Source organism: Flavicella sp., assembly GCF_029238425.1.
Classification (GTDB): domain Bacteria; phylum Bacteroidota; class Bacteroidia; order Flavobacteriales; family Flavobacteriaceae; genus Flavicella.
This window is the reverse complement of sequence record NZ_JAQWGB010000205.1, coordinates 1-8112: the sequence shown is the minus strand read 5'-3', so window position 1 is coordinate 8112 and position 8112 is coordinate 1. Positions and strand designations below refer to the sequence as shown.

Here is an 8112-nt window from a genome sequence, read left to right as displayed (position 1 = left end):
AGAGAAGTTGAAAAGATGTCTAAGTCTAAATACAACGTTGTGAATCCTGATAATATTTGTGAAGAGTATGGAGCAGATAGTTTGCGATTGTTTGAAATGTTTTTAGGCCCTTTAGAGCAAGCAAAACCTTGGAAAACATCGGGTATCTCTGGAGTGCATTCTTTCTTGAAGAAATTATGGAAATTATATCACCAAGGGGAATCATTTACGGTAGTTGATGAAAAAGCAACCAAAGATGAGTTGAAAACCTTGCATAAAACCATTAAAAAAGTCCAAGAAGATATTGAGAATTTCTCTTTCAATACCTCTGTTAGTACTTTTATGATTGCGGTAAATGAATTGTCAGGCTTAAAATGTAATAAGCGGGAAATATTAGAACCTTTATTGGTGTTGGTTTCTCCATATGCACCACATATCGCAGAAGAATTATGGAGTAAACTTGGTCATGACACTACCATTTCTACAGCAGAATTCCCTGTGTTTGAAGCAAGTCATTTGGTAGAAAGTACAAAGGTGTATCCTGTTTCTTTTAATGGTAAAATGCGTTTTACTTTAGAATTGTCATTAGATCTTTCTAAGGATGAAATTGAAGCGATTGTGATGGGTCATGAAAAAACGCAAGCGCAATTGCAAGGGAGAACTCCGAAAAAAGTAATTATTGTACCAGGTAAAATTGTAAATATTGTAGGTTAATCTAACTCAAATTTTTTAGTTATGAAATGGATAAAATTTTTAGTTGTGTTTGCTTTTGTGGTAGCGTCTTGTGCTACAGAAGATGAAAAGATGCAGAAATATATAATTGGAAACTGGGAAACAGTTTTTGTGAAATTGGAATTTGAGACTTTTAAAGGGAAAGATACCTTGGTAGAGTATGATATTGATTTTGCCAATCCAGATGATCCTAGAGCACAGCGTCAAGGAAAAGCATTTTCTACATATAAAGCAGATGGGACTTTTAAAAGTTGGACCGAAAAAAATAACCGACCAACGGGGCAAAGTACCACGGGGAAATGGAGAGTGACTAAAGATTCCTTGTTTTATGATTTTGCACAAGGACCAGGAAAAAAAGATGTAACTGTTTCTTTCGGTTTAGAGAAAATAGATGACGGATTTGCAATCACCGGTATTCAAGATAGGGACAGTGATCGAGCGGTGGACGATACTATTTATTTAGAAACGGTACGTTTACCAGATACGCCAGAAGAGTAATATGGAAGTAATTCCAATAGAAATTGAAATCATAGGTTTGGTTGCGGCTAGCTTGACTACAGTCTCTTTTGTACCTCAAGTTTATAAAATTTGGAAAACAAAATCTGCCGAGAGTATTTCTTTGGCCATGTTTTTGATGTTTTTTGTTGGAGTTTTATTGTGGCTGGTTTATGGTATCTTTATAAAAAGTGTTTCCATGACCATTGCAAATACTATAACTGCTTCTTTAGCCATGGTGATCATCTATTATAAAATTAAATTGAAGGATTGAAATATTTCAGTTTCTATGAAGGATATTTATACTAAAATCTCACTGCTGCTATATATATTTATCAACGGATTGTTTGTGTATAAATATGGTTCAAGACAAGGGTTTATAGAGCCTCTTGTTTTGATTTTGGGTTATATAGCAACGTTTTTTGGAGTAGTTTTATTGTTTTTTAAAGGTTATTTTGAATTCCTGAATTCTAAAAAGATATGGAGTCAATTATTTCCTGTTATTATAGTTCTGTTTGCATTGGTGTTTTTTATGATCATTCAAATGACTGACGAAAATGCATTGAGTACGGATAGATGGTCTGCTCTTGAAATAACGGTAGAAGGCATTATTAAAGGGGTTTATCCTTATGATCGACCAGATCATGTGGGTAACTTAAGTTCTAATTTCCCTGGCTTGGGATACTTGGCATTACCTTTTTATTTGTTAGGTGATGTGGGGTATCTTCAGATATTTACTTTTGTTGTTTTTGGACTTTATTTGAATTACAGACTTCGAGTAGTTAAAAACAAGTATTTTTTGCTGTTCCTGTATCTTTTTTCTCCGGCTTTATGGTGGGAGGTTCTGGCAAAAAGTGACCTTTTGAGTAACTTTTTTTTACTCGTTATCTGTATTGAATGGCTTTTCCAAAAAAGAAAAACGAATTTTTTCTCACGACCTATTTTAATAGGAGGACTTTTGGCTTTTTTTATTCTGACCCGTGGTGTTGTTTTGATACCCATAATTATATTTTTCCTCAAAGATTTTATCCAAACAGAAACTAGGAATAAGGTAATTAGTTTAGTTACTGGTGTGCTTTTTGTTGGTTTGCTTTGTTTGCCTATTATGTTGTCTGCGATAAATATAGAGGCAATTGTAGCTAATAACCCATGGAATTTGCAGACGAATAAGGCTCCTTGGTATGCATATGTTTTATTAATTGCCCCTGTGATAGTAGCTTTCTCAAATAAAAATGACGCATTAGGTTATTGGTATAGTGGTGTTATTGTATTTTTAATTCCCTTTTTCGGTTTGATAAATGTTTGTATTGTTCAGGGTTGGAGGATGATGTTGTTTGAACATAAATTTGATGTTTCCTACTTGAGCATGACTTTTCCATTTATGTTTGTTTATTTAAAACACTATTTGGAAAATAAAAATGTGGTGTGAGGTTTTTAGTTTAATAAAAGTTGTCTTATGAATTTTAGAAAATTGTCCTTACGAATTAGAATATTTTTGTCGATGATCTTATTGATCTTGTTGACCTATATTTTGATTGCTTTTATGACAATTTATCAATACAACGAACAAACTATTAATTATAACAAACGTCGTTTTGCCAGAAAGGAAAACGCAACACGTTTGAGTATTAAATATGAGTTAGACAATACACGTCACCCATTAGAAACAAGTGAACTTTTCGATTATTTTAAGGAGCCTATTTTAGAGATTGCCAAGGTGCATAAGGTAAATATTAACTTTTATGATTTGCAAGGGAAATTATTGCTAAGTTCAAAAGCGATAGCAGCAAAAGATAGCGTATATGATAAGTCTGATTTTTTAAAACCTTATGAGTTAAAGCAGTTAGAAACTGAAAGCAGATTTGTCGAGACAGAGGAAATAGATGAAGATGAAAATTTACAATCTTCCTATAGTTACTTAAATAACAAGGCCGGTGTAAAGATTGGTTTTTTAAAACTTCATTATATTCAAAATAATTCAGTTCAAGATAGAAACTTGATTGAGTTTTTAGAGCGATTGGCATATGTGTATTTTTTCATGTTTATTATTGCAATCAGTTTTGCTTATTTCTTGTCAAGTTATATTACACGTTCCTTAAAAACGATTATTGAAAAGATTGAGAAGATCGGGAAGACAGGTTTACAAGGAGGTTCTGAGAAAATTGAGATTGGAGCAACTTCTAGGGAGATATATAAGTTGGTTTCCGCATATAATAATATGATTGATCAATTGGAAGATGCTGCTAAAAAACTAGCGAGTTCAGAAAGAGAGCAAGCCTGGAGAGAGATGGCAAAGCAAGTGGCTCATGAGATAAAAAATCCATTGACTCCTATGCGATTGACAGTTCAGAGTTTTGAGCGTCGTTTTGATCCGAAAGATCCTGAGATAAAAACAAAATTAAAAGAATTTAGTGAAGGGTTGATTCAGCAAATTGATGTGATGAGTTCCATTGCTTCAGCATTTTCTGATTTTGCAAAAATGCCAAAACAAAAGAGAGAAGATGTAGAAGTAGTTTCGGTGATTAAAGTTGCCTTGGATATTTTTGAAAATCAAAATATCTCATTTGTAAGTGATACAGCTGAAATTCATTTACATATGGATAAAACCCAATTGATCCGTGTTGTTACCAATTTGCTGAAAAATGCTATTCAAGCTGTTGTAGATGTTGAGGAACCAAAAATTAAGGTAACTGTATTGAAACATTCCTCAGAATTTGAGTTGAAGGTTGAAGATAATGGTGAAGGGATAGAAGAAGATCTTAAGGATTTAATTTTTGAACCACGGTTTACAACCAAAAATAGCGGAATGGGATTAGGATTGGCAATGACAAAAAAAATCATTGAAACTTATGGTGGAGAGATTGATTTTAATTCAGCTGTAGATCAAGGAACGACTTTTTCTATTAGAATTCCGTTGAAATAGTTTTTACTGCAAATTAGTTCTAGTATATTTAGGGAAGTAATATTTCTAAATGTATCCTTATGAACTTTGAAAATGTATCCGTCCAAAAACTAGAATCGTTTATCGCCTTGGTTACCATTGAGCGGCCGAAAAAATTAAACGCCTTAAACAAATCTACAATTTCTGAATTGCATGATGCTTTTGTTGCTCTTGAAAGTGATGATGAAGTTCGCGTGGTTTTGATAACTGGCTCTGGAGATAAAGCTTTTGTAGCAGGCGCTGATATTTCGGAGTTTTCAGAGTTTAGCAAAGAGGAAGGTACATTGTTAGCAAAAAAAGGTCAGGAAATATTATTTGATTTTATTGAGAATTTTTCTAAACCTGTAATTGCAGCAGTCAATGGGTTTGCTTTGGGAGGAGGTTTGGAGTTGGCAATGGCTTGTCATTTTCGATTGGCTTCAGAAAATGCTAAAATGGGATTGCCAGAAGTGTCTTTAGGTTTGATTCCAGGTTATGGAGGAACGCAACGATTGCCGAAACTGATAGGGAAAGGAAGGGCTATGGAGATGATTTTAACTGGTGGAATGATTTCTGCGGTTCTCGCGAATACTTATGGTTTGGTCAATACAGTGGTTGCGCAAGAAGAGTTAATTTCAACCTGTATTTCGATTGCAAAAAGGATTATTCAAAATGCACCGAACTCCGCTAGGGTTGCAATACAAGCTGTTAATGCAGGTTATAAAAATGATATGAATGGATTTCAAACGGAAGTCTCTTTATTTGGAAGTTGTTTTGGAACAGACGATTTTATCGAAGGAACGACTGCCTTTTTGAATAAGAGAAAGCCGAATTTCGGCGCCAAGTAGGATGTTTTTCGGAGGCATAGTTTGGTTGGTGAGCTTGTCGAACTACTGTCGAAGTCTCATATGGGCACTTGTCTCAACTCGCTTGGGAATTTGTGTGTTGATAACAGAAGGGGAATTTATTTTACCGCTTGTTATAGCTTTTAGGAAAGTCTGAGTTTTCTACGGAATTTTGAGTCAATACCAGAGTAGTTTGCAAAAGGATATTTCCGTCATAGAACTTGGAGGCGAGTATCATTTCAGTTAAAAGACTTGAACTAACAAATGTTTGCTTCTTTATCTTTTTTACATCGCCCAAAAAAGAAACAAAAAAGTCTAGTCTTGCAGTCTCGACGGTCTTCCAGTGCTTTAAAATCTAGAAGAAAATAACTCGCTTCGCTCAAACATCTTTTCCTCTATTGAATTTAAAAACACGGCGACCCTCGCCTCCGACTGCTATGACGGTTTAAAAAAAGGAATCTGTTTGTTTAGGAATTAGGGATTAAGGAAGTCGTGAAGTGTTGAAACCGTTGAATTGTGGAGTTATTGGGTATGTGAACCCGATTTGCCGAAAATCGTGAAGTAGGAAGTAGGAAAGCTGGTATTCGAAAAGAAGATAGTTTTCGGCTTCGCCTTCGTTTTCGTCTTTGTGAAAGTTTCAACCATCATTTTAATCCATCCCATTCTTCATAAAATTGAGTCAAATAAGTCTCCATAAATTTATGCCGCTGTTCAGCGATTTGTTTTCCAGTTTCGGTATTCATTTTTTCTTTCAGTAATAAAAGTTTTTCATAAAAATGATTGATACTAGGAGCATTGGAATTTTTATATTCCTCTTTGGTCATGTTGAGGTTGGGTTTAATTTCAGGATTGTATATGGCTCTTTCTTTGAAGCCACCATAATTAAAACATCTTGCAATTCCAATCGCCCCAATAGCGTCTAGTCTATCCGCATCCTGGACAACGGAAAGTTCCTTTGAAAAAAAAGAAGTTTTAAAATTACCTCCTTTGTATGAAATGTTCTCAATGATTTTTACAATATGATCTATACTTTTTGTATCTAAATTTTGAGATTGTAAAAAAGATTTGGCAATGCTAGGTCCTATAGTTTCATCACCATTGTGAAATTTGGAGTCTGCAATATCATGCAGTAATGCAGCCAATTGAACAATTAGAGAATTTACCTCTTCAGATTTTGATATCATTAAGGTATTTTTGTAAACACGCTCAATATGAAACCAATCATGACCTCCTTCGGCGTTTTTTAATTTCTCCTTTACAAAATTAATTGTGTTTTCAATTATTTCATTTTTTTTCATGGAGTAAAATAACGGATTATTTTTTGGATTTTCTTGGTAATATGAGGTGATGATTTTGATTAGGAATCATTAGGATGACGTAATACGGAGGCTGAGTCCGTTTGGTGAGCTTGTCGAACTACTGTCGAAGTCTCATGTTTTAGACTAAAATTCCCTTATTATTATGACTGCCCTTCAAGAGATTCATGGTATTGTTCTCGGAGACTGAGTCCGTTTGATGAGCTTATCGAACTACTTTCGAAGTCTTATGTTTAAAAATAAATAGCGCTAAAATCAATTATTTTGACCTCGCAAAAAACAGTATATTTGCCTTTCGAATAATAGAATAAAAATAGAATGTCTTATATTTTAAATTTTGATACAGCTACAAAAAACTGTTCTGTAAGTGTGAGTCAAGATGGAGAGGTGATAGCTTTCGAAGAATTGAATTCTGAGGGGTATTCACATGGTGAAAAATTGCATGTTTTTATTGAAAATGTTTTAAAGGAAGTAGGAATTAATTTTTCTGATTTGTCGGCAGTTGCTGTGGGTAAAGGCCCTGGGTCTTATACGGGATTGAGAATAGGAGTTTCTGCTGCAAAAGGGATTTGTTTTGCAAAAGACCTTCCACTTATTTCAATAGAAACATTAGATATATTAGCGAATTCTAATCCAATCGAAGAAGGGATGGTTGTGGCTATGTTGGATGCTAGAAGGTTGGAAGTGTTTAGTGCTATTTATAATCATGAATTGGTTAAAATAAGAAAAACAGAAGCAGAAATTATTGATGCTAATTCTTTTTCTGAATATTTATCGAAAGGGAAAGTTTATTTTGTAGGAGATGGTGCAGAGAAATGTAAGGAGATCATCCAACATGAAAATGCGGTCTTTGTGAACGGAAAATTTCCATCTGCAAACGAGATGGCTTCTTTGTCATATACTAAATTAAAGAATAAAGAGTTTGAGGATGTAGCGTATTTTGAACCCTATTATCTTAAGGATTTTGTGGGGATAAAACCAAAACCAAGAAAATAAAAGCTTTTAAAGAAAAAATAATTGTTATGGACAATTTTAAAGGAATAGAATTAAAAAATAAAAAAATACTAGTTACAGGTGGAGCTGGGTTTATTGGTTCTAATCTAATAGAAGTATTACTGCAAAAAGGGAATAAGGTTGTCTGTTTGGATAATTTCTCTACAGGGAAAAAAGAAAATATTCTTGACTTCGAGTCTAATAATGACTTTGAATTGATTGTTGGAGATATAAGAAATTTAACGGATTGTCAAAAGGCTGTCAACGGAGTGGATTATGTCTTGCATGAAGCTGCTTTAGGATCGGTGCCACGCTCTATTTCAGACCCGATTACTACAAACGATGTAAATATTTCTGGGTTTTTAAATATATTATTAGCTTCTAAAGAAGCAGGTGTTAAAAGATTTGTGTATGCTGCAAGTTCTTCTACTTACGGAGATTCTAAATCTTTGCCAAAAGTTGAGGATGTTATAGGGAAGCCTTTATCTCCTTATGCGATTACAAAATATGTGAATGAACTATATGCTGATACTTTTTATAAAACCTATGGTTTTGAAACTATCGGCTTGCGCTATTTTAATGTTTTTGGTAGACGTCAAGATGCAAATGGAGCATATGCTGCAGTGATCCCTAAATTTGTTGGGCAATTTATAAAGCACGAATCTCCTGTGATCAATGGAGATGGAAATTATTCTAGAGATTTTACGTACATCGACAATGTGATTCAAATGAATTTATTGGCCTTGGTAACAGAAAACTCTGAGGCTGTGAATCAGGTGTACAATACTGCTTTTGGAGAAAGAGCTACATTAAATGATTTAGTAGGTTCTTT

At 34.0% G+C, this 8112-nt stretch carries 9 protein-coding genes; 8 read left to right on the top strand and 1 reads right to left on the bottom strand.

Annotation, left to right across the window (positions count from 1 at the left end; translation table 11 throughout):
- The 6 genes from P8H68_RS13905 to P8H68_RS13880 all read left to right on the top strand — a co-directional run.
- The coding region (locus tag P8H68_RS13905) for a class I tRNA ligase family protein (protein ID WP_300326486.1) at positions 1-693 on the top strand (693 nt) is incomplete at its 5' end.
- Between the two features lie 21 nt (positions 694-714).
- Entirely contained in the window at positions 715-1209 is a 495-nt protein-coding gene (locus P8H68_RS13900) for a hypothetical protein (RefSeq protein ID WP_300326483.1), read from the top strand.
- Position 1210: 1 nt separating this feature from the next.
- Positions 1211-1480 (top strand): SemiSWEET transporter, encoded by a 270-nt coding sequence (locus P8H68_RS13895; protein WP_300326480.1) that lies wholly within the window; start codon positions 1211-1213, stop codon positions 1478-1480.
- Between the two features lie 15 nt (positions 1481-1495).
- Positions 1496-2635 carry a hypothetical protein gene (locus tag P8H68_RS13890; protein ID WP_300326477.1) on the top strand — a complete coding sequence of 380 codons (1140 nt, stop codon included), beginning with the start codon at positions 1496-1498 and terminating at the stop codon, positions 2633-2635.
- Between the two features lie 27 nt (positions 2636-2662).
- Positions 2663-4129, top strand: a complete 1467-nt coding sequence (locus P8H68_RS13885; protein WP_300326475.1) for an ATP-binding protein — start codon at positions 2663-2665, stop codon at positions 4127-4129.
- A 59-nt stretch (positions 4130-4188) separates the two neighbouring features.
- Positions 4189-4974 (top strand): enoyl-CoA hydratase-related protein, encoded by a 786-nt coding sequence (locus P8H68_RS13880; protein WP_300326472.1) that lies wholly within the window; start codon positions 4189-4191, stop codon positions 4972-4974.
- Positions 4975-5615: 641 nt separating this feature from the next.
- Here the strand turns inward: P8H68_RS13880 and P8H68_RS13875 are convergent.
- The gene (locus P8H68_RS13875) at positions 5616-6269 is read right to left on the bottom strand and encodes an HD domain-containing protein (RefSeq protein ID WP_300326470.1); all 654 of its coding nucleotides are present in this window, start codon (positions 6267-6269) and stop codon (positions 5616-5618) included.
- 336 nt (positions 6270-6605) lie between these two features.
- Between P8H68_RS13875 and tsaB the strand changes: the two genes are divergently transcribed.
- On the top strand, positions 6606-7283 hold the full coding sequence (tsaB, locus tag P8H68_RS13870) for a tRNA (adenosine(37)-N6)-threonylcarbamoyltransferase complex dimerization subunit type 1 TsaB (protein WP_300326467.1): 678 nt from the start codon (positions 6606-6608) through the stop codon (positions 7281-7283).
- 26 nt (positions 7284-7309) lie between these two features.
- The coding region (locus P8H68_RS13865; RefSeq protein ID WP_300326465.1) for an NAD-dependent epimerase/dehydratase family protein at positions 7310-8112 on the top strand (803 nt) is incomplete at its 3' end.

Excerpts from the sequence above, each read along its gene's own strand:
- tsaB (WP_300326467.1), top strand. The coding sequence starts at position 6,606 with ATGTCTTATATTTTAAATTTTGATACAGCTACAAAAAACTGTTCTGTA.
- P8H68_RS13895 (WP_300326480.1), top strand. The coding sequence starts at position 1,211 with ATGGAAGTAATTCCAATAGAAATTGAAATCATAGGTTTGGTTGCGGCT.
- P8H68_RS13890 (WP_300326477.1), top strand. The coding sequence starts at position 1,496 with ATGAAGGATATTTATACTAAAATCTCACTGCTGCTATATATATTTATC.
- P8H68_RS13885 (WP_300326475.1), top strand. The coding sequence starts at position 2,663 with ATGAATTTTAGAAAATTGTCCTTACGAATTAGAATATTTTTGTCGATG.
- P8H68_RS13900 (WP_300326483.1), top strand. The coding sequence starts at position 715 with ATGAAATGGATAAAATTTTTAGTTGTGTTTGCTTTTGTGGTAGCGTCT.
- P8H68_RS13875 (WP_300326470.1), bottom strand. The coding sequence starts at position 6,269 with ATGAAAAAAAATGAAATAATTGAAAACACAATTAATTTTGTAAAGGAG.
- P8H68_RS13880 (WP_300326472.1), top strand. The coding sequence starts at position 4,189 with ATGAACTTTGAAAATGTATCCGTCCAAAAACTAGAATCGTTTATCGCC.